Source organism: Marinobacter sp. LV10R510-11A (assembly GCF_900215155.1).
Classification (GTDB): domain Bacteria; phylum Pseudomonadota; class Gammaproteobacteria; order Pseudomonadales; family Oleiphilaceae; genus Marinobacter.
Window position 1 is genome coordinate 1036356 of the sequence record NZ_LT907980.1, and the last position, 24554, is coordinate 1060909.

The following is a 24554-nucleotide window of genomic DNA, read 5'->3' on the forward strand; positions in this document are numbered from 1 at the left end:
CCCGTAATTTTCACGGTACTGAATGTCTCATCAAAAAATAGAGTCCCGATAAGTAAACCGAAGATCGCTGGCAGACTTTCACCGCCACCCCGGCATGCAAGGAAAAGCCGGCCACGTTACCGGGATCGCCAGTCGCCCAATCCTCCTCATCACAGGTCGGCATAGTCTGGAGCGTAAACACCTTGCGACCCCGGTGCGGGCCCACAGCAATGCAGTAGGTGATGGAGTGGCCCACCAGATCGGGCATCGGGTCGTCTTCGTCCAGCACCTTGCCCAGGTCAAGCTGTTCGGTGTCGCGTTCGAGCAGCTGGCCCACCCGGCGGGCGATGGTGTGGGCCAGTTGCGTCAGTTGCGGAAACGTCGGCCTGCGCACCCACTGGAAACGCAGGCGGGTGCCGTCAGGCGCCACCTGGTAGACGCCGTCGAGAAAGAGCATGTGGAAGTGGACGTTGAGGTTCAGGGCCGAACCGAAGCGCTGAATCAACGTGACCGCGCCAGTGCGGGCTGACTGTTGCGTGTAGCCGGCCTGTTTGATCAGGTGCGCGGCGATGACGCGATACACGATACCAAGCACCCGGCCAATCAATGTCGGATGGGTGGCCAACAGAAACCGCATTGGAAAAGGGAGGCTCAACACCCATTGTCGGATCGGCCGCTCGGGCAGCACCTGATCGACCAGCCACGCCGCGCCATCGACCATGCCGCGGTGGCCAGCAATCGCGAAGAAAGTGCGGTGGCCACCATGGCCTGGTACGGCCCACAACGGCGAAGCCAGCGAGAATCGGATCAAGGAACTCAAGATCGGCTTTGGCATGGAACGCATGCCCTGCGGCCAGTTCGCTGCCAACGCGGTGTTCTTTCGTCTGGGTGGGCTCGCCTACAACCTGTTCAAAGGCTTCACGCAATGGACTTTGGACAGCACCTGGCATCGGCATCAGATCCAGACACTACGCTGGCGGGTCTACCAGACCGCCGGCAAGGTGGTGCGTCACGCGGGGCAACTGTGTCTGAAGGTCAACCGCGAAGCCGTGGCGCTGTTCAATACCATCCGACATCGCTGCTGGGAATTGGCCGTGCGTGGCGCGACGTAACCCCAGGCGCGTGATCGACACGCCAAACCCGCACCTGAAAACGGTGCAGGGGTTGCTCTGCGCCAATATCGAGCCCGTGCGCGATCAAAGCACAAATGCCTGCGATTTTCATTGCCTTCGGCCTGGGTTGCGCCCGTAAGGCGAGCCCACAACCGATAAATTACGCAAAACGCCGGCTTCGGCATCGATCATCGGCACTGCCGCCAGGGCAATCGCGGATTTTGGGCAAAGGGACAACGTGCCGGCAGCCATCGTCATCGTGGCGTATCTCGGCGATGCGTCTTCGTGTTTGATCTAAGCGGGAACACGGGTGCACCGGGCGGTCATGAGCCCCCATCGCCAGTTGATTTTGTAGGCGTCGATTTCCACTGCTGCGAAACCGGCCTGTTCGAGCAGTCGCTTGCAGTCACGCGCTCGATAGATCCGGGCGTGCGCGCGACCGCGCAGGCGCTGATATCGCTCAAACAGCCGGCACGTCAGGTAGTCCCCGCACCAATCCGTGACGACGAGTTGCCCGCCGGGCCGCAAAACGCGCTGTATCTCGCCTAATGCATCGCTAGGCCGGTCGATATAATGGAACATGCTGCAGGAAACAACGATGTCGAACTGCGAATCGGCAAACGGCAACTGTTCGGCCCAGCCTTGACGAAGCTCGATCGCCGGCGAGAGCTTGTCACGCGCAACTTCCAGCATCTCGGGCACGGGATCCACCCCGGCCAGTCGGGAGACCGGATGCACCGCGGCGAGGCGATGCAGCAAGGCGCCGGTACCACAGCCGATATCGAGCAATCGACCCTCGGCATGTAATGACAGGCGCGCGATCGTTTCGCGCGTGGTCGCTTCGATATAGAACGACCACTTCCTGTCATAAGCGTTCGCGAGCCTCCTGTATTCCGTGACGACCTGATTTTGTGTCTTCACTGCGGATCAGCTTCGTATCGTGGTTCGCGCAGGCGGCCCCGGGCCATCATGCGCGCACTCTGTAATAGCGCATCATACCGTTGTCCTCGTGCTCCATGTTGTGGCAGTGGTAGATATAGAGGCCTTTGAAATCGTTGAAGGTCAGCGCCACACGTACACGTTCGCCCGGAAGCACCAGCACCGTGTCGTGCAGGCCGGCATCCACCAGCCCTGCGTCCAGGCCCGACCAGCCGCGCCGACCGCTAAAAGTCTGGCGTCCGATCACCGCGAACTGCAGGCCGTGCACATGCATCGGATGCGGCATCCTGGTGTCATTGGCGAATTCCCAGATTTCGGTGTCGCCCAACGCTACGATTTCGTCATCGGCAACCTTCGCGCCTTCGAATTGGCGCCCGTTGATGGAAAAGCCGCGCATCATCCGCATCCCGAGTTCGAAACGGCGTATTGGCGTAGCCGCTGTTACAGGTGGTGTCGCAAGCTCAGGATCCAGGCTCTGGGGTAGCGAACGCCCATCGCGCGCACGATCTGTTACGCGCAGGCCCAGCAGATCGAATCGCGCGCCTGCAGGCAACGCCGACCTGCCCATCATGCCGCCCATCATCCCACCGCGGTATTGCTCGCTGACAAGGCTTAGTTGCTGACCGACATCCGCCTGAGACAGGTCGATCCACACATCCACGCGCTGCGCCGGCGCCAAGGTCACGTATGGCAATTGCCGCGGTTTTGCGAGCAGTCCGCCGTCCGTGCCGATAACCGTCACCGGCTGACCGTCGCTCCAGGCCAGCTTGTAAATACGCGCATTGGAACCGTTGAGAATCCGCAGGCGATAGGCCCGGGTGCCGACATCACGGGTTTCCGGCGGGCGGCCGTTGACCAGAACACGGTCGCCGAGAAACCCCTGCATGCGGGTCATCATCGATCCCATGCCGCCGAGATAGGTCAATTCGTTGTCACCGGCGAAACTGCGATCCTGCAGTATCAGGATCAGTTCCTGCTCGCCGTCGGGCAGGCCAAGCGCGCTTTCGATGTCGTCCTCGATCACCAGTGGGCCGGCCAGCCCCGCATAGCTTTGAAAGCCCACGCGACCGCCATCCGCGCCGTGGGGGTGCGGGTGATACCAGTACAAGCCCGCGCGGTCGCGCACGTCGAACGTGACCGTCATGTCATCGCCAGGTTTGATCGGCAGGCGCGGCTGACCATCCACGTCAGGCGGCACGTGTAAGCCGTGCCAGTGTATCGTGGTGTCCTCGGGCAACCGGTTTTCCAGCCTTGCACGTACGCGCTGTCCGCGGCGTAGTCGAATCAGTGGCCCGGGGTAGCTCTCGCTCACCGGCGTTAGCGTATTCGCGGGGCCGTGGAACATAGCGGCTTCATAACGCCAGACCTCGCTTGGCGCGCCGGGCAGTATCGGCACGGTATCGCGGCGGGCACGCAGTCGAAAATCGACATCAACCTCGTCTTTGTCAGCCTCGGACGCCGATACCACACCCGTACTACTATCTGCTGACAAGTCGTTTCCGCAGGCACTAAGTAGCAGCGACGGCGACAAGGCAGCAACACCTGCAACACCGCCGATACCACCCAACAGACTTCGGCGCCTTTGATCAATACGCTTCATACGGAAACCCTTGGCCAGAGATACTCCAGACATGAATATGACTCACCGATCCCCACCACGCAGGTACTTGATCAACGACAAGACGGCTAGCACTAGCAAGACAATGATCAGCAAGAGGAACAGCATGCAGACAAACATCATCGGGCCGCCCATCATGCTGCCTTGCGTCATCCAGTCTCCCATCATGCTGGTGTCATCCATTCTGCCGGGCCCCTGCGCAAGGGCCGCGGCCGGCGCGACCGTGAGCAACATCAGCAAAATAGTGTCGATAAATTTCATGATTTGGTTTTCCTTGAGTTGATCAGGCATAAATAAACGAGAGCATGGCGACAGGATTGCAATACGAGCACGTCAGTACGTGGCATAGATTTCGCCGCCCAGCGCCCGGATGACAAAGGATAGACATAGCCATAACGCACCCAGCGCTTCGCCAGTAAATCGTAGTTCAGGAACATGGTCGAGAAGCTCTCGATGTCCTTCAACTTCTGCAGACCCAGCAGGACCATGGATATTGAGATGAACCAACCCAGCGTCTGCCATGCGAACACCGATGGTAGCGCGACCCAGGCGAAAGCCAGTGCAAGCAATACCGTGATCGAGAACAGCGCGATAATCGGCTGATAGGTTGTGTCGTCGGCGTCCGGGTTCTTCTTGCCGAAATGGACCTGAAGGTCGTCATAGCCGCCGATCCGCTCATCATCGATGAAAGTCTGTGGCGTAGTCTTAACGTCATGCTCGCGCATGAAGGCGTCCGTATCTTCGCGGGTCTCCAGGTAGTGATCCTCAACCTCGAAGCCCTCACGCTCCAGCAAGTCCTTGGACTTCAGGCCAAAAGGGCAGGTATGCTCAGGCATAACCATCCGGTACAGGACGGCCTTCTTCATCTGAGTATCGCTTGGCATAAAGCCTCCTTCAGCTGCAGGTCCAGTAGCCGTCCAAATCTGCGCGCAGCGGCTCGATCATCAGATCAAAAATTAGACCGGCGCCTTCGCCCGCATCGGTCTCGGGGGGGGGCGGCAGGTTCAAGATAAAAAGTGTAGGTAACCTTTTTGATAGTTCAACCAGCTGACGTGATGTGTGAGAGGTAGACAATCACACCTGAAACACAGGCGCGAAACCACCACCAGGCGTACGAAAGTTGGTGGTCTGGCCCTGGTACACGCGAGCAGCGGTAAGAAGAAGTTTCCCCGCGTAGGTGTAAAGGCGAATGTCGACCTTTCTCTTTGTCACGATGCCATCAATTCTCAGACTTCGTTCCCCCGCAGGAACGAATTCCTGCGCGATATAGTCGCCGTTCACAATGTTTTCGAAAACGCGCCGGGTCCTTGGCACGGCTTGCTCCAGATAGCCTGCATCAGCATCACTCAGCCCCCAGTCGCGCAGGGTCTGGGGATCGGACAGCAGAGCGAGGTTCCGTTTGTCGGCCATGAGCGCATGCACACGGGGGTTGGGTGTTACCACCACCGCGCGGTCGAGATACGCGCGCCTTAGCGCGTCATGAGCCGGGGCGTCCAGTGCGAAGTCCACCAGCCGGTTGTACACCATGTCGATGGGCTTGCCCTCTGCTATCAATGCACCATCGACGTATTCAAGCTCTGATGGGTCGAGTATCAAAGTATCAATTCCTCTGGCCTGGAGTAGCTGTTGGGCCAGCTGGAATTCGGGAAACATAAATTGGGTCTCCGGGGCATCGTCCACAATGGCCAAGCGGCTGGGCATCGAGTCAGTGCGCTGTTTCTGCCACTCCTGTTGAAACATGTCGAACACCGCGTCCTTAAATCCATCCAGAGCCTGCTTGGCGGCTGATTCGATCGCCTGAACGATCCGTTCCATCGTCTCAATGTCAGCTTGGGGGACGAAAACCGGTGTGTTTGAAAAAAGATGATCGAGCTCAGGGGTCGCTGATACTTCGTTTCCTGCGTCCACAAATTGTTTCCTGAGACTCTCGTTGAGGGCTTTGCGGTCAAGAGTGACGCAGTAGCACTGCCGGTTGAGCTGGTCTGCGCGAGTATTGGTGATTCGTTGGTTTTTCTGAGTCACGTCTTCCATTTGGAGCCCGTAGTGTAAGTAAGTTGTTCGGACTGTAGTTTCGGCCTTGATCCTCGTCAAACAAGTACATATTTGGCAACTTTTTTCAGGTCTAATTCAGCTTCGTGTGTTGGACTACTAGAACCCAACTTGCTCTAAACTGATACATTTAAGATATATCGTACCTGTATTAGTTTGGAGAAAGCATTTTAGATTTTGGAGGATTTTTATGGGTTGGTTAACAAAAAACAAGTTCCTATCCCACAAGGAGATTTGTCATGATCATCAATTATAGAAGCATATTTCGCCGAATTCCCCGCATCTTCTTTGCGGCCGTCTATATGGTCCTGATGTCTGTACCTGCAGGAGCAGCCGGGTACGATAATGCTCTGAAGAGCGTTAAAAACTATGACGCTGTCTACGAGGTGAGCCAAGGTGATCCCAAGGTCGTCAACCCCGTTTTCATGGTAATAAAGAACTCCTACGAAGCACCTGAAGTGCAGGCACTTGCGAAAGATCCCAACATCGCCATCGTTTTTCACGGGCCGGTGGTGAAACTGCTCTCGACTGACAGCGCACCCTTTAATGAGGCAGAACTGGTCGAGGTACAGAAATTCCAGGCGACTCTTAAACAAATGAAGAAGGACGGGGTGACGCTGGAAGTTTGCCGTTACGCTTTGAAAGGGATGGGTGTAGATGAGGCGACGATCATTCCGGAGATCGACCCGGTAGATAATGGTTTCGTCTCGGTCATCGGCTATCAGATGCAGGGGTACGCGGTTGTCCGAATCCCCTAAACAAAAAAGGTTGTTTCAGGCCTGTTTCAGTTTTGTGTGTTGGACTGCCAGGTAATGACCACGCACGGTTGGAGCCCTTGCCAGCCGGCCGGGGAAACGAGATGGTCTGGAGCGACCGTGATGAGGCGGATGACTACTGGCAGGCTGTAACCAACCTCAACTGGTCTCTGCGCAACGGTGTCAACCTGGCCCTGGAATACTATTACAATGGTCAGACGGTGCAGCCAAGAGCGCTTGACTTGAGTCGCTTGACGACCAGCGAACCCCTTGATGCAGGCCGTCACTATACCGGCATGCTTGTATCGCAGGACATCAATCCACTTTGGGATTATCGGATAGTGATGATACGCAATGCTGATGACGCCAGCTGGGTGTTCTATCCCCGTTCAACGTGGGCTCTGCCGGTGGCCCGGGAAACTTATCTTACAGCCGGGGCACAATGGTTCGGTGGTGACGACGACAGCGAGTTCGGGAGGCTGAAGCCTCTGGCCCTGTTGGAGGTGCAATGGTTTTTCTGAATCCTGCTGGTGTTGCTTACCTATTCCACAAAATGGATGTTTTTTGGGCAGTTGGTTTAGAAACATGAGGAAGAGCACATTTGGAGTATCCCGGTGGTGGTGTACCTGAGAGGCCGAACGGAATCAGAGGACTATCGCGGTCTGGCTCATCAGCCGGATCTCTATGAGTCAGGCCAATAGGCTATTTATTTGAGGTTAGTACTATGAGTCACAGTTACAGCAAAAATCGGCGGCAACTGCTGAAGGCAATGGCTGCCACAGGAATGCTTGCGGGTTTTGAGGCGTTGCTTCCTGGCTATGCCCGGGCAGGGGTTAACCGTCGATTGCTTGAAAATGGAGCCAGGGTTCCCGGGGGCCAGCCGCGGTCAGTAGAAATGGACCTTCATATTCGCCGTGAGACGATTGATATTGCCGGAGGCCAGACCTCAGCTATTACCATTAACCATTCGGTTCCGGGCCCACTGGTAGAGCTTTGGGAGGGATACAGCGCCCTTTTACGTGTTCATAATCATTTGACGGCTGAGGATACGTCCATCCACTGGCACGGAATTCTCCTGCCGTTTCAGATGGACGGCGTCCCTGGGGTCGCGTTTCCCGGGATCAAACCCGGCGAAACCTTCGAAGCGAACTTCCCGGTCCGTCAGGCTGGCACCTATTGGTATCATAGCCACTCAGGGCTTCAGGAACAGGTTGGTCAGACCGGCCCTATTGTGATTCATCCGGCGAAGCCGGAACCAGTCAAATCGGACCGCGAATATGTGGTCGTGCTGAATGACTGGACCTTTGAAGATCCCCATCGCTTGCTCGCCAAGCTGAAAGAAATGAGTGACTACTATAATTTCAGTCGGCGGACAGCGGTCGACTTCGTTGAAGACGTTGAGAAAGCAGGTTGGTCCAAAACCATCCAGGATCGTCTTGCCTGGGGCAGAATGCGGATGAGTCCGCGTGACATCGCGGATGTTACCGGTCATACCTACACTTATCTGATCAATGGTGTGCACCCGGACGCCAACTGGACCGGTACTTTTGAACCCGGAGAGAGAGTGAGGCTGCGGGTAATCAATGCATCCGCGATGAGCTATTTCAACTTCCGTATTCCAGGCCTTCCCATGACGGTTGTCAGCTCGGATGGGCAGAACGTCCAGCCAGTGGAGACCGACGAGTTCCAGATTGGCGTTGCCGAAACCTACGATGTCATCGTCGAACCAAAAGACAGCAAAGCCTACACTCTGATGGTCGAGTCTATGGATCGCTCTGGCTATGCTCGCGGGACTCTGGCCCCCCGGCAAGGTCTGAGCGCCGCAGTTCCGCCACTGAGGTCCCAGCCCCAGCGTACTATGGTGGACATGGGCATGGACATGAGCGGAATGGACATGTCTGGCGATCAAGCTGCGGTGAAGGACATGACTGGCATGAAGCACGGCTCAAGTAGCATGGGCGGGATGGCAAAGGGCGGTGGCACTGGTGCCATGATGGAAAAATCGGGACCTGTCATAGCCCGACACGGCCCCGGTGAGCATGGACCGGGTAATCTGACGGTGGCGGACGTTCAGCGCTATCGACTGGACGAGCGAGGTACCGGGTTGGAAGAGGTGGATCACCGGGTACTGACCTACAGCCAGTTGCGTAACGTCAAACCGATGGCGGACAAACGCCCGCCGTCGCGAACTATCGAGGTTCATCTAACGGGAAATATGGACCGTTATATGTGGTCGTTCGACGGCGTGAAATATTCTGATTCGACCCCCATCGAGTTTCCATACGGTGAGCGTATTCGCCTGGTTATGGTGAACGACACCATGATGGAGCACCCTATACATCTACACGGTATGTTTATGGAGTTGGAGAATAATCAGGGTGATCACCTGCCTTTCAAACATACCATCAGCGTTCTGGGCGGGTCGCGGGTATCACTATTGGTTACGGCTGACGAACCAGGACGCTGGGCCTTCCATTGTCATTTGCTCTATCACATGGAAATGGGCATGTTCCGTGTCGTCCGTGTCAGCAACAAATTAGGGGTCGATAATGCGTAAAGAATTACTGACTATTGCACTCTCAGGACTTATCGGGGGAGGCCTCGTTAATGTTGCCAAAGCGGCGGATGATGGTAAGAGTGATCTTAACGCGGTAATTCCGCAAGGGGATGTCGACCGGTCAAGCGGGGCGCCGGTGGGCTGGAAAAAACCCGTCACGGATGAAAAGATTTATCAGTTCTCGCTGCTTGATCGGTTTGAGTACCATGATGGAAACGACGGTTCGAAAAGCTATGTCTGGAGCGGTCAGGGGTGGGTCGGTGGTGACATCAACAAGTTTTGGTGGAAGACAGAAGGCGAGGGCGGAGTGAACAATGGGAAATCGCCGGAGAGCACCGAATTTCAGGCTCTGTACAATAGAACTATTGCTCCTTTCTGGAGCGTGCAGGCGGGTATTCGCTACGACGTTAACCCGAATCCTGATCGCGCCTTTGGTGTCTTGGGCATCCAAGGCCTGGCACCTTATCGGCTTGGGAGCGACACGTCTCTGTATGTCAGCGAGGATGGGGATGTCAGCTTTCGCGGAGAATTCGAGTATGACCAGCGCCTCACTCAACGTTTGATACTACAACCGCGACTGGAAATTAATGCCTCAGCACAGGATGTGCCTGAGTACGGACTTGGGGAGGGTTTTAACAACACTGAAATGGGCCTCCGATTGCGCTATGAAATCTGGCGCGAGTTCGCTCCCTATCTCGGTGTAAGCTACACACAGAAATATGGAGATACCAAAGACTATGCATTAAGAGCTGGAGAAAGTTCGTCCTCAACGGCGTTTGTTGTTGGTATACGTGCCTGGTACTAAACTGGCTCAGTAATAGGAGTTCTCACTTGCTCGTAAGTCCAAATTTAATTTGGATGGGCTGGATAATATCTTTCCGTCTCACTGAGCTCAGTCTCAGCTATTCCGATCGAGCGTGACTCAACTATTTGATGGTCTTTGGTTGAATCCTTTTTTATTTCTTTAATCGTTTCCTCCGTACACATTTCAGTGCCTTCGTGTCGAATACTGTCCGGAGTCAGTTAACCACGATACTGCTCAGCGTCATAGTATGCAGACGCGCACTTTGATTTTCGACATGGTCTAAAGGTCTCTCATACTGTGGTAACGTAGAGCTAATCAATGGCAATCTTCATATCGTATAGCCACCGACCATCTTTGAATAGGGATCACCAATGGCAGCAAATAATACGCCCCGTCATATCGGTTTCATTCCCGATGGAAATCGCCGCTGGGCTGTAGGCCACGGCCTGCCGAAAGAGGCTGGATATGCTTTTGGTATCGATCCAGGATTGTTGTTGTACGAGAAATGCAAGGAACACCGAATCGCGGAAGCTTCCATCTATTGCTTTACCCAAGATAATACCAAGCGGTCTGTCATTCAGAAACAGGCATTCAGCGATGCCAGCGTTGCATTCGCTCGTGAAATTGCGCGTCGTGGCGCAGCCTTGCTTGTCGTTGGTGATGAGACCTCGGCGCAATTCCCTGAGGAGTTAAAAGAATTCCGGCAGCGCAAGGGCAGTGGAATGAAAGTAAATCTACTCGTCAATTATGGCTGGGAATGGGATCTGGCCGGCCTTAAAAATGGTGACTTGCGCTCAAATGACGTGTCACGTCTGGATTTGATTGTGCGCTGGGGCGGGGGTCGGCGCTTGAGCGGTTTTCTCCCGGTGCAATCCGTTTACGCGGATTTTTATGTCCGGGACGAATATTGGCCAGATTACCAGCCACAGCATTTTGAACAGGCCCTCTCTTGGTTTAAAAACCAGGACCAAACACTCGGCGGTTAATCCGGCTGGTGTTGCTGACCTATTCCACAAAATGGATGTTTTTGGGTAATTGGGTTAGAAACATGAGGAAGAGCACATTCAGAGTATATTCAGGGTAAAATAATTAGCCACGTTACCATGAACGTGGCTGAAATATATCTTATGGTATCAGTGCTCATTGTGTTTTAGGGCGTGGTTTTAAATATTTTATTTTGACGAATCCTGAGGATCCCTTAGTTCAGTTTTACTCATTTTTATGAAGGCGTTGCATATTCTCATTCTTGATAACCTCTGTTTGCGCCGCTTCTTTGCCCATGCCGCTATACATCGAATTCATGTTTTTGCATAAGCTGGCGAATCAGACACCCGTGCTGGTCGTTCTCGGCACGATCGACGACAGCGATCAGCAGACGCTTTGATGCCGGCGATCAAAGCGGCAAGGGCGCGTTACCCATTGAGTAACGCGCCCTAACTATGCTTCTTGACTTTTACAATTCGCCGGTGTGGTTCGCTCCAACGGGGTTACCGAACTCATCCACAAACACGAACAGCTTGGCCTTATTCTCATCAGCGGCCTGTGGGTTTGCGTACTCAATAACCCACAGATTACCGGCCGAGGTAGAACGCTGCTGCGGGCTGCCAGCCTCAACACCCTTCCACTCGGAGGACACCTGCTCCGAGCTGACCAGTTGCTGCTTTATGGCCTCAGCTTTCTGGGTTGCCTGTGCTTCGGAGATAGGCTCTGAAACACCGTGGCTATGGCCTGCGCCAGCAAATGCCTGGCCCGAGAATGACAAAACGATAGCGGTCGTGAACGAAAGAATGAACTTTTTCATGGAATAACTCCTTAACGATTATTGATTGATTACTTCTTGCTGATGCCGTCATAAAAACCGCTGGTCTGGAGGACGATGGTGACCGTCTCGTCGCCGCGATTACGCCAATACCAGCCATGGGTACCGTCAAATGGCGCCTCGAAGGCACCGTTTGCGGCGGGTTCATTTCTTCCCTGCCAGTAGCTGGTAAAATTGTCGCCGTCATTAAAACGCTCACCGTGCATGTCAAAATTAACCGGGCCGCCTTCTGAGGCCCAGTTGAAGACCATACGGTCACCGGCGTTCATGGTGGCCTTCACTTCAAGGCCTTCATCCGGTTTCAGCGTGACGGTCGTGGTGTCGGAGCTGAGCGTGCTCTGAGTCTTCCACACAGGACCTGCTGAAAGCGCGAGCAGGTTGTCTGAGGAGGAACCGGCTTCGGGAGATGCAGGCTCCGCAGCCTCTGCCTGGCTGAGCATAGTCAGCCCCATCTTCTGGCCCAACCCGGTCGGATCAATGCCATATTCCGCAGGCAGAATAGCCGTAATCAGAGCCAGCAGGCCGATGAGCGCCGCAACGCCGGTTGCCTTGATCAGGCTCTTTGTCGAAGGCAGCCCTTCACGATTCATATTTGAAATGTCTTGCATGATCTATCTCCTCAGGAAACCGAGTACAGGCCAGTCAGCTGATAACCCATCAGCATAAAACCGGTGCTCATTAACAGGACGTTGGCGGCGAACGCCTGGCGGGGAAAGAGGTCTGTTCTGCGCCAGAAATTCATGGCGATCAGAATGACGCCCAAGGCCATCAGCTGACCGATCTCGACGCCTACATTGAACGCGAGGATATTTGCCACCAGGCCATCTTCAGACAACGTGAAGTCCTGGAGCTTTGTGGCCAGACCAAATCCGTGAAAGAACCCGAAGATGAGAACAGCTGCTTTGGTATTGGGTTGAAACCCAAACCAGCGTCGAAAAGCCCCCAGGTTATCCATCGCCTTGTAGACAACGGAAAAACCGATAATGGCATCGACCATGTAAGCGTTAACGTTGGTTTCACTGAGCACGCCATACAGCAGCGTGACACTGTGGCCCACGGCAAACAGAGTCACATAGATGCCCACATCCTTCATGCGGTACAGGAAGAAAATGACCCCCGCCAGGAACAGCAGGTGGTCATAACCGGTCACCATGTGTTTGGCGCCCAGATAGATAAAGGGCAACAACTGTGCCCCGCTTGCTTGTTCAATGAACAGGGCATCACCTTCTTCAACGCCATGAGCAAAGAGCAGAGGGGAAAAGAACAGGCAGGCGAAGGCTCCAGCAAAAAGCAAAAGCCCACGCACACACCTTTCTACGCCTGAAACGCGCAGTAACGGCAAAAACGTCATTCGGTGATCTCCGAATTATGGAATCAAAACGTGTGAACGGCGGTATTACGCCAACATCAGGTGTGAATTCAGGCTTTTGGAGGGCGATATAACACGGACGCCTGCTCAGGCAGTGGTGATGGCGGCCGTTGCAATTCGGGCATAGCCTGCCCAGGGGGAAGTGGCACCGCTGCAAGATCCAATGGCATGTGGTTTTCAAACGCGCCCAGCGCATGGAGCAGCAGGTGATCGCCGTCACTCATCTCGACTGTGTCGACATGGAGGTGATCGAGAGACGAGGGGTGAAAATGCCCATGATCTTCAGCAAATTCGATCAGAGACAGCCTCTGTGAGGCTTGATGTGCGTTCTGGTCCGAGGCCCACGCTCCTTGAAAAAGGATCAGCAACGACAGTGCTGTGACGATCAAAATCGCTCTGCCGGTGGTGGATTGAGTTTGGCTCAGAAACACGGAGTCTCTCATCAGTTGCGGGATTAACGCTCGGAGATTATCTAAATCTCGCAAGCATTGCAAAGGTATGTTTTTGCTACAGGAGGATCGTGACAAAGGCTGAGTCCACTTTCCGGTGGTGCAAGAGGTTCGCGGTTAAGTTAACCGCCTTCCAGTTTGATTCGTAAGGCGACTGTGCTAAATTTAGCGCTCTTTGGGGAGTAGCCTGCTTCCGGCACACGGAAGAGTTCGTATCAACATACCTGGCCAAACGCCATGGTGCGAACACCTCTCGGTTGGCGAGACCATCGATATATCCATGCCTGATGGTCGGGCGTGTGCATATATCGTGGACTCAACGCCCGGCCGGAGAACATCGAATGAACCCCATAGCCCTTCTGTTGTTGGCTCTTTCAATGTCTACTGATGCGTTTGCAGTAGCCATATGCAAGGGAGCAAGCCTTAAAAATCCCCGGTTCTTCGAAGCGTTAAGAATGGGCCTCATTTTTGGATTAATTGAGGCCATCACGCCCCTTATCGGTTGGTTAATCGGCAATGTCGCCGCGTCTTATGTGGATGTTTGGGGTCACTGGATAGCGTTCGCGTTATTGGTGGCTCTTGGCTTTCACATGCTCTATGAAGGTCTGAAACCATGTAGGGAAGCGATAGAAAAGCCCTCTAGACATTCTTTTCTCAAGATCGTTTTGACCGCATTTGGCACCAGTATTGATGCAATGGCAGTGGGTGTAAGCTTGGCATTTGTAGAGGTGAACATATTTCTGGCTGCTGGGCTCATTGGCCTGGCCACAACGGTAATGGTTACGCTAGGCGTCATGTTGGGACGAGTCGTGGGTTCACTGATCGGCCAGAAGGCTGAAATTATGGGCGGCCTGACACTGATTGCCGTTGGTGCATGGATCTTGTCAGGCAATCTTTAACTCTCAGCAATTGATCTATCCCACGCCCTTGAGTGGCAGCTCCGTTAGGAATGCGATGGGCAGCTTTCGACTTCCACTGTCACGTGTACGAGGGACGAGTGGCCGGTTTGGATTCGGTCACGGTAATGGCCGGGAGACTGCGGATAATGGGCAACGATCGCGACAATAGCGGCGTACAGATTGGGTCCAATCGACCAGACATGGAGGTCACTCACATGCGTATCCTCACATTCCACCGTACGTTTGATGTCTTGGACGATACTTGCCTGCTGTTCGTCGAGTAATACACTCGCCGTGGTCCGCAGTAGGGTCCAAGACCAGCGGGTGATAAGTATGGCTCCAACAATGCCCATAACCGGGTCCATCCAATTCCATCCCGCATATTTGCCGGCAAGCAGGGCTATGATGGCTAGGAGAGACGTGAGCGCGTCGGCCAGCACGTGGAAATAAGCCGCTTGGCGATTATGATCGTGATGGCTGTGGTGATGGTGGTTGCGTGATCCATCTTCATGATAGGCGTGGCTGTGATCATGATCGTCGCCAAGAATCCAGGCCGATACGCCATTTACGATCAAACCTATAACCGCAACAAAAATAGCTCCGTTGAACGAAATGACAACCGGATTCATAAAACGGTCGACGCTTTCAATCACCATAAAAAGTGCGAATCCAGCTAAAAGTATGGCACCGGTGAATCCTCCCAGTGCATTCACCTTGCCGGTACCAAAACTGAAACGGGCGTTAGTGGCGTTCTTCCTGGCGTACGCGTATGCGAACGCAGCGATGCCCAGCGCCGTCGCATGCGAGCCCATGTGCAGGCCATCGGCAAGCAGTGCCATGGAGCCATAGACCAAGCCGGCTGCAATTTCCCAGACCATCATCACCAGAGTCAGTCCGACGACGATTAATGTGCGTTTTTCACCAGACCGTTTCTGATCTTGCCCAAAGGCGTGATCGTGATGCCATTGTGCAATATGTTCGTCGTGCATACGTCAGTGTCCTGAAAAAAATTGGCTTTGGTTGAGTGCGTCTACTTGAGGTAAGTCCGAATGACGTCCATCAGCTCATTGGCACCCTGGTTGCGTTCGGCGTCGCTTGTAATACTGGGATTGGCGACATGCATTTGCATATGGTCTTCCATGACTTCTGCCATAAGACCATTCGTGGCACCGCGGACGGCGGCGATCTGATGTAACACTTCAGCGCAGCCTTTATCTGTATCGAGGGCTCGCTCCAATGCTTCAACTTGGCCGCGTATACGGCGCACGCGGCCCAGCAATTTCGATTTGTTATGTGTGATGTGGCTCATTAATGACCAGTCAAGAATATAGGATAGGGGGGTAGGGTATCTGGAGCGATGGAAAATTGCCATGGACTGTAAGTCAGGGACTAAAATGTCGAGCTAGACGACTGCAGCTTTTTCCGGACTGTCGCCGAATTGATTCGGATCAAATGCGATGCTTTGACAATCTGCGCATTCGGTTTGAATTCAGGTCGTTGTGGTTCACTGATCCATTCTCTCGTTCAGGGATCTGAAAACCAATGCTTAACTATCCAAAAATCGATCCGATAGCGATTTCATTGGGCCCGTTGCAAATCCATTGGTACGGCCTGATGTACCTGGTGGGCTTTCTGGCTGCCTGGTGGCTGGCACGTCGCCGGGCTCTTCGATTGGGGTTGAGCACCGATGCAGTCGAAACGCTGATTTTCTACTGCGTGATGGGTGTCATATTGGGCGGTCGCCTCGGGTATGCGCTGTTCTACGGTTTAGACAAGTTGGCCGACAATCCGCTTTGGTTACTCAAAATCTGGGAAGGCGGCATGAGTTTTCATGGGGGCTTTGTCGGGGTATTGGTCGCGGCTCTGGTCTTTGCCCGCAAACAAAACTTACGTTTTTTTCGGCTTACGGACTTTATCGCGCCACTGGTGCCGATTGGCCTAGGGGCAGGGCGCATCGGTAACTTTATCAATCACGAACTTCCGGGGCGTGCCAGCGATGTACCCTGGGCCATGGTGTTCCCCAATCTGGGGCCGGCGCCACGCCACCCGTCGTCACTGTATGAGTTTGCACTGGAAGGTGTTGTGTTGTTCGCTGTGCTGTGGTGGTTCTCGGTCAATCCTCGCCGAAATGGAACAACCTCCGGCTTGTTCTTGTTGCTCTACGGGCTTTTTCGTTTTTCTGTCGAGTTTGTTCGCCTTCCCGACTCGCAGCTGGGGTTCATCGCCTTTGGCTGGATGACCATGGGGCAGTTGTTAACTCTGCCTATGATCATTGGTGGACTTGTCTTGATTGTTTGGTCGAGATACCAGCCCATTAATATGACAAAGGCGGCGAAAACCTGATAGAGAATTGCCGATTCAGCGCACATGGAGTCACTATTGACGATGGAAAAAAGCGAGTTCAAACGGATAGCCATAGGATTATGATAAAACGTTTGTCAGTGCTGTTCTTCTGTTTGTTCCTGGTCATGATCGGCTTCGGCATGACGCTGCCGGTGTTTGCATTTTATACCGAGCGTCTTGCTATTGAGGGCGGGGCATCCGTGCGGGAAGCAGCGATGCACGTGGGGCTGCTGACCGGAATCTTCGCACTGATGCAATTTCTCTTCGCTCCGCTCTGGGGGCGCTGGTCGGACCGCGTTGGACGGAAACCGCTGGTGTTGATTGGGATCGGGGGTTTTGCGATCGCGCAGGTGATGTTTGGATTGGCGGACTCACTGTGGTTGTTTTACGGTGCCCGGATCATCGGGGGCATCCTCTCCGCGGCAATGTTCCCCGCAGTAACAGCTTACGTGGCCGATTTGACATCCGAGGATGAACGAAGCCGTGGCATGGCATGGGAAGGCACCGCGATGAGCTTGGGCGTCATGTTTGGTCCGGCCTTTGGCGGTTTGCTGGCTGGTAGCGATCTGCAACTCGGCATGGGACCCGATCCGTTCATTATCCCTGCCTTCTCGCTCCCGTTCTTTGCGGCCGCCCTCCTGGCTTTACTCACGCTTCCGGTGGTTGTTCTGTGGCTGCCCGAAACGCTGCCTTGCGCCAACGCGTTCACCCCCGGGAAGCAGTCGGCTACCAATTGGCGTGATCTGGGTATTCAGCTCTGGCCGCTTCTGGCCCTTGCGCTGGCGGCGCAATTCGGATTGACGATGTTCGAGGCAACCTTTGCGCTCCACGCACGGGAAATGTTGCAGTACGGACCTGAAATGGTCGGTGTTATTTTCACGATCTGCGCTCTGGTGATGGCTGTATTTCAAGGTGGGGCTGTTGGCTATCTTGCGCCGAGGGTGAGGGCGGGGTATCAGATTGCAGGGGGGTTTGTCCTGATGGGACTCGCTCTGGCGATCCTCCTGTTCGCTCGTGGAACTACCATGATCCTGACCATTGTAGCACTACTGGCGTTCGGCATGGCGGTGATCACGCCAAACCTTACTGCGCTTACATCCAAGGGGCAAAGGCAACAAACCGGAGCGGCGCTCGGTTTGATAAATGCCGCCAACAGTTTGGGTCAAGCCACAGGAGCGGGACTTGGCGGCCTGCTCTTTGCGTTGAACATGAACGCCGCCTACTGGATCACAGGGGCGATGCTGGTGGCTACCGGAATTGTCTCTGGAAGAGTTGTTCAACGAGGCAACGTTGCCAGTTCAGATGAACAAATCTCAGGGAGAAGGTCATGAGCGATCAAACACCGGCCATGGAGATGGCTTTCCCACGGATCCGTTGCCCTGCGTAACAGTGTGCCTCTGGCACGAAGAAGTAAGCCTCGGCGTTTTAGAGCTGTCAGAGTGCGAACGATTGATGTCGTGTTGGCATAGAAAACATTACTATGAACCCTGACATGGATGAACGGCAGGATTCTTCGCCGTTTTCGACATCTCCCATGACAGCCAGAACCCGGCACTGAGCAGCATCGCACCGCCATAAAGCATCCCTTCTCCGGGCACTTCGGCAAAGATCAGATAGCCCAATGTCGAGGCCACAACGGGCGAGACAATGATATCGGTGAGTGCATAGACATTGGCGTTGATTGTCTTCAACACAATGGAGATACCGAAGTAGGCAAACCCGGTAGAGATGATGCCCAAGCCAGCCGCCCAGATCATGACTGGCACCTCTATCCCAAGCATCGTATACGGGATGGTTGCCGCCACCTTGCCAGGGCCGGCAAGTATCAGGGCGGGCGAGAGCACCAGCGCGGCGACCAGCAGCGACCAGGCAATATCGTTACCCGTCTCGGTCTTACCCTCATAGCGCATATAGGTCACCATCGCGGCATAGATAGCACCGGTCGCCAGTGCCACGAAATTACCCAGCATATTGCCACTGCCAAGTGGATTGGCAATGACAATGCCGATCAGGGCGATTGCGAAGATAAGGAGATAACTCCTGCGCGCCTTCTCGCCCAAAAACAGCGCCGAAAAAATGAATACGAAAAATGGTGCGATGCTCCAGAAGATCACCGCGTTGGCAATTGGCACCAATGTCATGGCGAAGTTGAAGGCGCCGCCCTGAGCGGCGATCAATACTCCAATGAGGGCCGTGTCACGCACATTGCCTTTGGGGAATCGCGGCCATTCGCCGCTCGCCAGAGCACGCGCGATGAACAGAAAGCCGGCCGCGAAAGCCATCGCATAGAACGTTAGCGTGTGAACGGCAATCAGCCCGTCCGTGAGCTTGACGAATACCCCGATGGTCGCCTCGGAGATCGTAATCAGCGCCAGTAGGAGCAAGGTCTTCATATTCAGCCCTCGCTGGCCGTGACTGCTGCTTTTAGGATTCATACGACTTATCCTTGTCTTGAAACAGAATTGATAGTGCCGCACACGCCTTCGAGAGCTGCTTGGCGCCGTGGGAGACATGCAGGCGAGGTGGCCTCAAGCTCATCTTCGCTGATTGATACGAGCGGCAAAGAAGTTGTAGAGGGGGCCGAAGATTAGCGCCACGTACCAGCCGTAGCCGAAGCTTTCCGCCAGGCCCAGGAAAAAACTTGGCCAGCTCAACCAAGTGAAGCCAGGCAGCAGGCGCAACCAACTCTCATACATCGCCCGGTCGGGAAATAGCAGGTCGAAACCGACGCAAAGAATGAAGGTCACGGCCAGGAACAGACCGAGGCTCATCCCCAGGGCGATCACCGGGATCCGTGGCACGGCTTGAACCGGCAAGGGTGTGCCATAACGCAATTTAAGCTTGGTGCTCGAAGCGGTCTCGACGTCAGACATGTTCGTTCTCCGGTTGGGCGTGTGGGTGCTTGGCATCATCACCGGCGAGATATTGCTCGGGTGCAGCCTCGAAGCGTTCCCGGCAGTCACGCGAGCAGAAGTAATAGACATGGCCGTCATGGACGCTTGGTTTGGCTGTTTCGGTGCTAACGGTCTTACTACGTCCATGGCCCATCACATGAGCACCGCAGCCAAAACGCATCATCAGGAAGAGGATTACTGCCCAAAACATGAAGTACGCCAGTTCGTTCATCGCATCTCTCCTTTAGCCATCGATCCATCAACTAACCACAGCCTATACTACGAAGCTTAATTGAAGCTGAATGGCGGTATGAAACACGGCGTAAACAAGCGAGTGTCAAGGAGAGTATATTCGAATGGTACGAAATCGAGGAAAAACAGCATGGGTAGGAAAAAAGCCTCTTTAGGCGTTCTTTTGGTGGCATTAATCAGCGGCTGCGGCGAACAGACGGTAGACGGTCGCTGGTACACTCAAGCCCAGATCGAGCGCGGCGCAACTGTATTCGACGACAACTGCGCAAGCTGCCATGGCGGCAACGCTCAAGGCTCCTTCAATTGGAGAAAATCCCTGAAGGATGGCTCCTATCCGCCGCCCCCGCTCAACGGAACGGGCCACGCCTGGCACCATCCACTCGATATGTTGATGCGCACAATCAATCAAGGTGGCGCCCCCATGGGTGGGCAAATGCCGGCCTTCGGAGACGAACTCTCCAAGGACGACCAAAAAGCCGCTATCGCCTACGTTCAGAGCAAATGGGACAAGCGGATATATGAAGCATGGTTTGAAAGGAGTGGGCTCTAGCCTTCCGATCTTCAAAACCGTTGCGCTCAAGATGTTCTGCCCAGCCTTTGCAGCACGAACAGCTGGGGCTGCTTTTTCAGGATCATCACCGAATTGATTCGGATCAAGTAAGATATTTAAAGACCAGCGCATTCAGTTTGAATTCAGGTCGTTGTGGTTCACTCAGTATGAAAGTTGATTTTAGCTGCTGGGGCTTTTCTGGCATCTGGCCTCGCGATTCGAGCTTCACACACCAGGCATTCAGGGCCCGTACAGGTGCCAATAATCGTGCGCGATACAGGTATAACAAATCATGAATGAATCGTTCAACCACGCTGGCGCCTGGGGCATAACACTGATCGTTATCGTTTTGGTGTCGTGGTTTTTCTACCGTTATTTCGCACCGAAGAACTGGCGGGAATGGGCTGGTGCCGGGGTGGTGCAGGCCTTTATTATCGCGCTTTATGCCGAAATGTACGGCTTTCCGCTCACCATCTATTTGTTGGTACGCTTTTTCGGTCTGGACAGCGAGTATGTCAGCGCCAGTCTATGGTCGACCCTGGTTGGGCTCGGCGAAACCGGCATGTTGATCTCAATGCTTCTCGGCTATGCGCTCGCCTTTATTGGGATCGGGCTCTTTATGCAAGGATGGCGTCAGGTCCACAAGGCACGAGGTGACAACCGTCTGGTAACCGACGGGCTGTATGCGTATGTGCGGCACCCGCAGTACACAGGGTTATTCATCGCCCTGTTCGGAGAAGGCGTGGTGCATTGGCCAACGCTGTTCTCGGTGGGCCTTTTTCCAGTGATTGTGCTGGTATACGCCTGGCTGGCACGGCGTGAGGAACAGCAGGTATTCAAGCAGTTCGGTGAGGCTTACCGCGCCTATCAGCGGCAGGTGCCCATGTTCATCCCGCGTTGGGGCCGCTGGCGTCAGCTCGCCGCCGCTTCACGAGACAGCAGTGATGGGTGATAGGCAGGCAATCACACCTGAAACACGGGCGCGAATCCACCACCGGGCGTGCGAAAGTTGGTGGCCTGGCCTTGGTATACACGGGCTGCGGCAAGCAAACGTTTCCCCGCGTAGGTGTAAAGGCGAATGTCGACCTTTCTCGTGGTGAAGGTGCCGTCAATTCTCATGGTTCGTTCCCCCGCAGGAACGAAGTTCTGTGCGATATAGTCGCCTTTAATAATGTTTTCGAAAACGCGCCGGGTCCTTGGCACGGCTTGCTCCAGATAGCCTGCATCAGCATCACTCAGCCCCCAGTCGCGCAGGCTCTGGGGATCGGACAGCAGGATCAGGTTTCGTTTGTCGGCCATGAGCGCATGCACACGGGGGCTGGGTGTCACCACCACCGCGCCGTCGAGATACGCGCCTCTTAGAGCCTCATGAGTCGGGGCGTCCAGTGCGAAGTCCACCAGTCGGTTGTACACCATATCGATGCGTTTGCCCTTTGCGGTCAAGGCACCACCGACGTATTCAAGCTCTGACGGGTCGAGTATCAAGGTATCAATGCCTCTGGCCTGAAGTAGCTGTTGGGCCAGCTGGAATTCAGGGAACATGAACTGGGTCTCCGGGGCATCGTCCACAATGGCCAAGCGGCTGGGCATCGAGTCAGTACGCTGCTTTTGCCACTCCTGTTGAAACATGTCTAACACCGCGTCCTCAAATCCATCCAGAGCCTGCTTGGCGGCTGATTCGATCGCCTGAACGATCCGTTCCATCGTCTCAATGTCAGCTTGGGGGACGAAAACCGGTGTATTTGAAAAAAGATGATCAAGCTCCGGGGCCGCTGATGCTTCGTTTCCTGCGTCCTCGAATTGATTCCGAAGACTCTCGTTGAGGGCTTTGCGGTCAAGAGTGACGCAGTAGCACTGTCGGTTGAGCCGATCTGCGCGGGTATTGGGTGTTTGTTGGTTATCCTGGGTCACGTCTTGCATTTGGAGCCCGTAACGTAAGTAAGTTGTTCAGACTTGATCCTCGTCAAACAAATACATGTTTGGCAACTGTGTTCAGGTTTGTTTCAGCTTTGCGTGTTGGACTGCTAGACAGTGAACACTGTTCTTTGGGAAGCTCGCCAATCGGGTGAGCAAATAATACCGCAGTCCTAACATCCAAAAGGTAACGTTATGAAATATCAGCTGAGCAAACGATGGCTTGTCGGACTTGTCTCCAGTGTCATGATGAGCGTATAGATGACGGCTATCGGGGACAGTAGCCGGGCGTTCGTACCCATGGGAACGACGGACTCAGTGGGCGTTACTGGCCGAAGTTAAATGCCAAATGCCAGAGAAGAAAGGGAGCTTAATGCGGCTTATCAAGCTGCGGCAACCCGCCCATTGTTATTTGGATAAGGCGAAAAAATAGGAGTGATGTATGAGTCAGAAAAATAGTGATGGAGGAGTGTCCAGGCGGCGGCTGATCCAGGGAGCTACTGCAATGGGGCTTCTTGCCGGTTTTGACAGCATGATGCCGGCTTTTGCCAAGGGCAGACTGGATAACTCCAATGTCTATCATACCGTGCGTGACGGTGCTGATATCTACGATATGACGATTGCACGAACGCCTCTCACAATTGGGTCTAAAGTCTCAGCGCAGCCCATCACCATCAATGGCACCTTGCCTGCCCCGCTGGTTCGGCTTAAGCAAGGTCGCGACGCGATCATGCGCGTCACCAATACATTGGCTGAGCCAACGTCGATTCACTGGCACGGTGTGTTGCTGCCGTTTCAGATGGACGGTGTCCCAGGGGTCAGTTTTCCGGGCATCATGCCGGGCGAAACATTCGAGTACCGTTTTCCGGTCGAGCAAAGCGGCACCTACTGGTATCACAGCCACTCCGGGTTTCAGGAGCAGCTTGGCCATTACGGGCCGATTATTATTGATCCCGCTGAGCCGGAACCGGTCGCCTATGACCGTGAATACGTTGTTGTGCTCTCTGACTGGACCTTTGATTCTCCCAGCGATGTATTTCGCCACCTCAAGGTGGCTGAAGGCTACTATAACTACAACCAGCGCACTGTTGGCGATTTCTTTAAAGATGTAGAAACCACGGGTTGGGATGCCGCGTGGAGCAAAGCCGGCATGTGGGGCCAGATGCGAATGAGCCCCCGGGATATTCTGGATGTAACCGGCTCTGAATACACCTACCTGATGAATGGCTCGCCCTCAGTATCGAATTGGACAGGACTGTTCCGTCCGGGTGAAAAAATTCGTCTCAGGTTCATCAATGCCTCGGCAATGACCTTCTTTGATGTGCGTATTCCAGGGCTGCCGATGACGGTGATTTCCGCTGACGGCCAGCCGGTGCGACCGGTTGAGACGGATGAGTTCCGCATTGGCGTGGCCGAAACCTACGACGTCATCGTTGAGCCAACAAACAGGGCGCATACGGTGTTTGCGCAGTCGCAGGACCGGTCTGGGTTCGTGCGTGGCACGTTGGCCAGCCGTAAGGGCCTGGAGGCGCCGGTGCCGCCCATGTACCCGCGCACTGAGCGGGGTATGGCGGCCATGGGCATGGGCGCGATGGACATGAGTGACGGTATGGACAAAGGCCACGGTCAAATGGAGATGAATGGTTCCGGCGCCAAAATGGCCAAAATGAATGGGCCGTCTGACGCAGTAAGTCTGGACGCTGTCCCGACCGCCGGGCGTCCGATATCCCACGGCCCGGACAATCATGGCCCGGGAGCGGCCATGGTCGCCTCCAGTCCGCAATCGCGCCTGGATGATCCCGGTGTTGGCTTTGAAACAGCGGACCATCGGGTGCTGACTTACTCCCAGCTTCAGAGTATCGATGGCTGGCCTGATAAGCGCCCCGCCGAGCGTGAGGTGGAGCTCCACCTTACCGGCAACATGGAGCGCTACATGTGGTCATTCGATGGCAAGAAGTTCTCTGAAGTGGATGGCCCGGTCAAGTTCTATCATGGCGAGCGCTTGCGGTTGATCCTGGTCAACGATTCGATGATGGATCACCCCATTCATTTGCATGGTATGTGGATGGAGTTGGAGACCGGTGCAGATGAGTACCGCCCGCGTAAACACACGATTGCTGTTAAACCCGGTGAGCGAGTGTCTGCCTTGATAACGGCAGATGCACCGGGTGATTGGGCATTCCACTGCCACCTGCTCTACCACATGGATGCAGGGATGTTTCGTGTCGTGTCGGTTGTCTAACGAGTTTAG

Annotated in this window: 28 protein-coding genes, 1 pseudogene and 1 riboswitch; of the genes and pseudogenes, 12 read left to right on the top strand and 17 right to left on the bottom strand. The window is 54.6% G+C overall.

Going from position 1 to position 24554, the window contains the following annotated elements:
• Positions 1-55 precede the first annotated feature (55 nt).
• Positions 56-733, bottom strand: a pseudogene (locus CPH80_RS04940) (transposase); the annotation flags it as partial.
• Positions 734-812: 79 nt separating this feature from the next.
• Between CPH80_RS04940 and CPH80_RS04945 the strand changes: the two are divergent.
• On the top strand, positions 813-1091 hold the full coding sequence (locus CPH80_RS04945) for a transposase (protein WP_157746853.1): 279 nt from the start codon (positions 813-815) through the stop codon (positions 1089-1091).
• Between the two features lie 108 nt (positions 1092-1199).
• On the opposite strand, the gene CPH80_RS21535 is transcribed toward CPH80_RS04945, so the two are convergent.
• From CPH80_RS21535 to CPH80_RS04975, 6 genes are all read right to left on the bottom strand, one after another.
• Positions 1200-1349, bottom strand: a complete 150-nt coding sequence (locus CPH80_RS21535) for a hypothetical protein (protein WP_157746854.1) — start codon at positions 1347-1349, stop codon at positions 1200-1202.
• 36 nt (positions 1350-1385) lie between these two features.
• Positions 1386-2012, bottom strand: coding sequence for a class I SAM-dependent methyltransferase (locus tag CPH80_RS04950; protein WP_096275878.1), 627 nt, complete (start codon positions 2010-2012; stop codon positions 1386-1388).
• Between the two features lie 46 nt (positions 2013-2058).
• Positions 2059-3630 (bottom strand): multicopper oxidase family protein, encoded by a 1572-nt coding sequence (locus CPH80_RS04955; RefSeq protein WP_096275879.1) that lies wholly within the window; start codon positions 3628-3630, stop codon positions 2059-2061.
• A 42-nt stretch (positions 3631-3672) separates the two neighbouring features.
• Positions 3673-3909 (bottom strand): hypothetical protein, encoded by a 237-nt coding sequence (locus CPH80_RS04960; RefSeq protein ID WP_096275880.1) that lies wholly within the window; start codon positions 3907-3909, stop codon positions 3673-3675.
• The gene (locus tag CPH80_RS04965) at positions 3906-4532 is read right to left on the bottom strand and encodes a glutaredoxin domain-containing protein (protein ID WP_096275881.1); all 627 of its coding nucleotides are present in this window, start codon (positions 4530-4532) and stop codon (positions 3906-3908) included. Before CPH80_RS04965 ends, CPH80_RS04960 begins: the two co-directional genes overlap by 4 nt.
• A 190-nt stretch (positions 4533-4722) precedes the next feature.
• Complete coding sequence (locus CPH80_RS04975) at positions 4723-5679, bottom strand: hypothetical protein (RefSeq protein ID WP_096275883.1); 957 nt, start codon at positions 5677-5679, stop codon at positions 4723-4725.
• A gap of 257 nt (positions 5680-5936) precedes the next feature.
• Here CPH80_RS04975 and CPH80_RS04980 point away from each other — a divergent pair, with 257 nt between their 5' ends.
• The 5 genes from CPH80_RS04980 to CPH80_RS05000 all read left to right on the top strand — a co-directional run bounded on the left by CPH80_RS04980 (position 5937) and on the right by CPH80_RS05000 (position 10800).
• A complete protein-coding gene (locus CPH80_RS04980) occupies positions 5937-6455 on the top strand; it encodes a DsrE family protein (protein WP_096275884.1) in 519 nt (172 codons plus the stop codon).
• Positions 6456-6556: 101 nt separating this feature from the next.
• Positions 6557-6973: a hypothetical protein gene (locus CPH80_RS04985; RefSeq protein WP_096275885.1), complete on the top strand. Its 417-nt coding sequence runs from the start codon at positions 6557-6559 to the stop codon at positions 6971-6973.
• Positions 6974-7176: 203 nt separating this feature from the next.
• Positions 7177-9009, top strand: coding sequence for a copper resistance system multicopper oxidase (locus CPH80_RS04990; protein WP_096275886.1), 1833 nt, complete (start codon positions 7177-7179; stop codon positions 9007-9009).
• Complete coding sequence (locus CPH80_RS04995; RefSeq protein ID WP_096275887.1) at positions 9002-9814, top strand: copper resistance protein B; 813 nt, start codon at positions 9002-9004, stop codon at positions 9812-9814. Before CPH80_RS04990 ends, CPH80_RS04995 begins: the two co-directional genes overlap by 8 nt.
• Before the next feature lie 371 nt (positions 9815-10185).
• Positions 10186-10800, top strand: a complete 615-nt coding sequence (locus tag CPH80_RS05000; RefSeq protein WP_096275888.1) for an undecaprenyl diphosphate synthase family protein — start codon at positions 10186-10188, stop codon at positions 10798-10800.
• Positions 10801-11267: 467 nt separating this feature from the next.
• Here CPH80_RS05000 and CPH80_RS05005 read toward each other — a convergent pair whose 3' ends face one another.
• The 4 genes from CPH80_RS05005 to CPH80_RS05020 form a co-directional block, all read right to left on the bottom strand.
• Entirely contained in the window at positions 11268-11615 is a 348-nt protein-coding gene (locus CPH80_RS05005; protein WP_096275889.1) for a DUF6488 family protein, read from the bottom strand.
• Positions 11616-11644: 29 nt separating this feature from the next.
• Complete coding sequence (locus CPH80_RS05010; RefSeq protein WP_096275890.1) at positions 11645-12241, bottom strand: hypothetical protein; 597 nt, start codon at positions 12239-12241, stop codon at positions 11645-11647.
• A gap of 11 nt (positions 12242-12252) precedes the next feature.
• Positions 12253-12984 carry a HupE/UreJ family protein gene (locus CPH80_RS05015; protein ID WP_096275891.1) on the bottom strand — a complete coding sequence of 244 codons (732 nt, stop codon included), beginning with the start codon at positions 12982-12984 and terminating at the stop codon, positions 12253-12255.
• A gap of 68 nt (positions 12985-13052) precedes the next feature.
• Positions 13053-13433: a hypothetical protein gene (locus CPH80_RS05020; RefSeq protein ID WP_096275892.1), complete on the bottom strand. Its 381-nt coding sequence runs from the start codon at positions 13431-13433 to the stop codon at positions 13053-13055.
• 183 nt (positions 13434-13616) lie between these two features.
• Positions 13617-13778, top strand: a riboswitch (yybP-ykoY riboswitch).
• A 14-nt stretch (positions 13779-13792) separates the two neighbouring features.
• Between CPH80_RS05020 and CPH80_RS05025 the strand changes: the two genes are divergently transcribed.
• On the top strand, positions 13793-14350 hold the full coding sequence (locus tag CPH80_RS05025; RefSeq protein WP_096275893.1) for a manganese efflux pump MntP family protein: 558 nt from the start codon (positions 13793-13795) through the stop codon (positions 14348-14350).
• 44 nt (positions 14351-14394) lie between these two features.
• Here CPH80_RS05025 and dmeF read toward each other — a convergent pair whose 3' ends face one another.
• On the bottom strand, positions 14395-15339 hold the full coding sequence (gene dmeF / locus CPH80_RS05030; RefSeq protein WP_096275894.1) for a CDF family Co(II)/Ni(II) efflux transporter DmeF: 945 nt from the start codon (positions 15337-15339) through the stop codon (positions 14395-14397).
• A gap of 41 nt (positions 15340-15380) precedes the next feature.
• Entirely contained in the window at positions 15381-15659 is a 279-nt protein-coding gene (locus CPH80_RS05035; protein ID WP_096275895.1) for a metal/formaldehyde-sensitive transcriptional repressor, read from the bottom strand.
• A gap of 233 nt (positions 15660-15892) precedes the next feature.
• Between CPH80_RS05035 and lgt the strand changes: the two genes are divergently transcribed.
• Together lgt and CPH80_RS05045 are read left to right on the top strand one after the other, a co-directional pair.
• Positions 15893-16693: a prolipoprotein diacylglyceryl transferase gene (lgt, locus tag CPH80_RS05040; RefSeq protein WP_096275896.1), complete on the top strand. Its 801-nt coding sequence runs from the start codon at positions 15893-15895 to the stop codon at positions 16691-16693.
• 80 nt (positions 16694-16773) lie between these two features.
• Positions 16774-18024: an MFS transporter gene (locus CPH80_RS05045; RefSeq protein WP_096275897.1), complete on the top strand. Its 1251-nt coding sequence runs from the start codon at positions 16774-16776 to the stop codon at positions 18022-18024.
• 147 nt (positions 18025-18171) lie between these two features.
• On the opposite strand, the gene CPH80_RS05055 is transcribed toward CPH80_RS05045, so the two are convergent.
• The 3 genes from CPH80_RS05055 to CPH80_RS05065 all read right to left on the bottom strand — a co-directional run bounded on the left by CPH80_RS05055 (position 18172) and on the right by CPH80_RS05065 (position 19819).
• A complete protein-coding gene (locus CPH80_RS05055; protein ID WP_197703609.1) occupies positions 18172-19128 on the bottom strand; it encodes a DMT family transporter in 957 nt (318 codons plus the stop codon).
• Between the two features lie 99 nt (positions 19129-19227).
• Positions 19228-19566: a DUF5676 family membrane protein gene (locus CPH80_RS05060; protein WP_096275898.1), complete on the bottom strand. Its 339-nt coding sequence runs from the start codon at positions 19564-19566 to the stop codon at positions 19228-19230.
• The gene (locus CPH80_RS05065) at positions 19559-19819 is read right to left on the bottom strand and encodes a YHS domain-containing protein (RefSeq protein WP_096275899.1); all 261 of its coding nucleotides are present in this window, start codon (positions 19817-19819) and stop codon (positions 19559-19561) included. The genes CPH80_RS05060 and CPH80_RS05065 overlap by 8 nt, the downstream gene beginning before the upstream one ends.
• A gap of 150 nt (positions 19820-19969) precedes the next feature.
• Between CPH80_RS05065 and CPH80_RS05070 the strand changes: the two genes are divergently transcribed.
• Both CPH80_RS05070 and CPH80_RS05075 read left to right on the top strand, forming a co-directional pair.
• Complete coding sequence (locus CPH80_RS05070; protein WP_096275900.1) at positions 19970-20389, top strand: c-type cytochrome; 420 nt, start codon at positions 19970-19972, stop codon at positions 20387-20389.
• A gap of 292 nt (positions 20390-20681) precedes the next feature.
• On the top strand, positions 20682-21341 hold the full coding sequence (locus CPH80_RS05075; protein ID WP_096275901.1) for a methyltransferase family protein: 660 nt from the start codon (positions 20682-20684) through the stop codon (positions 21339-21341).
• An 11-nt stretch (positions 21342-21352) separates the two neighbouring features.
• Here the strand turns inward: CPH80_RS05075 and CPH80_RS05080 are convergent, their stop codons facing one another.
• Positions 21353-22309: a hypothetical protein gene (locus CPH80_RS05080; protein ID WP_096275902.1), complete on the bottom strand. Its 957-nt coding sequence runs from the start codon at positions 22307-22309 to the stop codon at positions 21353-21355.
• Positions 22310-22745: 436 nt separating this feature from the next.
• Here CPH80_RS05080 and CPH80_RS05085 point away from each other — a divergent pair, with 436 nt between their 5' ends.
• Complete coding sequence (locus CPH80_RS05085; protein ID WP_096275903.1) at positions 22746-24545, top strand: copper resistance system multicopper oxidase; 1800 nt, start codon at positions 22746-22748, stop codon at positions 24543-24545.
• Positions 24546-24554: the final 9 nt, after the last annotated feature.